2 protein-coding genes, 1 pseudogene and 1 riboswitch are annotated in these 2,058 nt (G+C 38.9%); all 3 genes and pseudogenes read left to right on the plus strand.

All coding sequences use genetic code 11. The features are described 5' to 3' along the window. Positions 1-213, plus strand: a pseudogene (locus tag HMPREF1151_RS06655) (ABC transporter substrate-binding protein); the annotation flags it as partial. A gap of 146 nt (positions 214-359) precedes the next feature. Then, positions 360-547, plus strand: a riboswitch (cobalamin riboswitch). A 167-nt stretch (positions 548-714) separates the two neighbouring features. Next, a complete protein-coding gene (gene nikB, locus HMPREF1151_RS06660) occupies positions 715-1,653 on the plus strand; it encodes a nickel ABC transporter permease (RefSeq protein ID WP_009661506.1) in 939 nt (312 codons plus the stop codon). Beyond that, positions 1,653-2,058, plus strand: a 406-nt coding sequence (locus tag HMPREF1151_RS06665; RefSeq protein WP_009661507.1) for an ABC transporter permease, incomplete at its 3' end; no start/stop codon positions are given. The genes nikB and HMPREF1151_RS06665, both read left to right, overlap by 1 nt.

A 2,058-nucleotide genomic window follows, 5' to 3' on the forward strand; every position in this document is an offset into this window, starting at 1 on the left:
CCTACAGAGAATTATTTTAGTTGGGGGATTGTGAGGTATGGCATCGGTGAGAATCTAGTTAAATTTGATGATTCTATGAAGCCACAACCGTGGATTGCCGAATCTTGGTCCGTAGGGGATGATCATAAAACATGGACATTTGTAATTAATGATAAAGTAAAATTTTCTAATGGGCGTAAGGTAACAGCACAGTCTGTTAAGGAGTCTTTGGAACATATTTAATATATAGAGGGTTGTATTAGAATATATAGACCTCTATATTTTTTGTATAATTATAATTATTTACTTTTATATTCTCAAAATACTATAGGAGGTATGTGTATTGTTAGAGAATTATAAATATAGTATATTTATAATTGATAAAAGTGAATAAACTGAGTGTCGGTTCTACCGAGCGTAAAAGAGGAAAATAGGTGCAAATCCTATACTATGAAAATAGCTGTAATGAGGAGCAATATTTCGTATTAGGGTCACTGGGAAACTGGGAAGGCTGAAATGTTGTGATGAATCAAAAGTCAGAAAGCCTGCTCAATCTTGCAGGGCATCGTGTCACAGCATGGTGTTTTTCTTTAGGTTAGTCAGGCGGCTAATCTTTTTTTATGGTTATTTCATAGATTTTATTACACGGCATCATATTATATGTTTACTCTCTATGTGTATCTATGTTTATTCACTATTATGTGTTTTTATTTGAGAAGGGTATAGGAGGTGCCTATGGGCAAACGCTTTGCTAAACAATTAGGACAGTTTATTGTCACCTTGTTTGGCATCACATTTTTGACATTTTGTCTCACCTATTTAGCTCCAGGGGACCCAGTTACGATGTTACTGGAAACGGCAGATACTATCGTGTCTCAACAGACGATTGATGAAACTCGAGCACAGTTGGGGTTGGATAAGCCGTTTATCGTACAGTATGCAAACTGGGTAGTCAATGCAGCTCACGGTGACTTAGGAATGAGTTACTCTGCTAAAAAACCGGTAGTGGATCGCATGTTAGAAGCATTACCTGGTACGCTTATATTGGCAGGAACTGCATTGGTATTTACGATTCTCTATGCATTACCAGCAGGGATACTGAGTGCGTATAACCGGAATAAATGGATAGACTATGTACTGAGAATTCTTTCTTTCATAGGTGTATCTATGCCAACATTCTGGTTAGGCCTTGTATTAATTTACATCTTTGGCTTAAAACTCGGTTTAGTTCCAATTGCTTCGTCACGTATAACGGCGACAGGCGTTATTTTGCCAGCCGTTACATTAGCGGTTGTCGTTGGTTCTAAATACATGCGTCAAGTACGACTCGTTATCCTTGAAGAAATGCAAAAGGATTACGTTATCGGTGCCCGTGCGCGTGGTGTAAGCGAAATGAAGATTTTATTCGGTCACATTTTGCCTAATGCAGTCTTGCCATTGATCACAATTTTAGGTGTTCTTATTGGTTGGTTATTAGGTGGTGTAGCGGTAGTTGAAATGGTATTCTCTTGGCCTGGTCTCGGGAATATGGCCATTTACGCCATCACTATGCGTGACTATCCATTGATTGAAGGTTTTGTGTTATGGGTTGCTATTGCATACATGTGTATCAATGCTCTAGTTGATGCATCTTATGTATTATTAGACCCTAGATTGAAAAGGGAGAGAGCATAATGAAAGAATTTATTCAGAAACATAAATTGTTCTCTTTCTACACTGCATTGATGCTTATTATCGTATTCATTGCTATTTTTGCACCATGGCTTGCGCCGGGCGATGCTTTTTCCTCAGATATGACAAAAGCATTACAAGCCCCTAGCGCACAACATTGGTTTGGTACCGATAAATTGGGCCGTGACGTATTGTCTCGTATCATTTATGGTACTCAATTATCCTTGTTCATGGGTGTATCCATTGTAGTGATTATGGTAAGCATTGGTACAGTTATCGGTGCCGTAGCAGGTTACTTTGGCGGCAAGGTTGAAATGGTTCTTATGCGCTTGGCGGATATTATGTTATCCTTCCCAGGTGTAGTACTCGCCATTGCAATCGCCGGTATCTTAGGGGGCAGTATTGTAA

It is taken from the genome of Veillonella sp. ACP1 (assembly GCF_000286635.1).
Classification (GTDB): Bacteria; Bacillota; Negativicutes; order Veillonellales; family Veillonellaceae; genus Veillonella; species Veillonella atypica.

Excerpts from the sequence above, each read along its gene's own strand:
- nikB (WP_009661506.1), top strand. The coding sequence starts at position 715 with ATGGGCAAACGCTTTGCTAAACAATTAGGACAGTTTATTGTCACCTTG.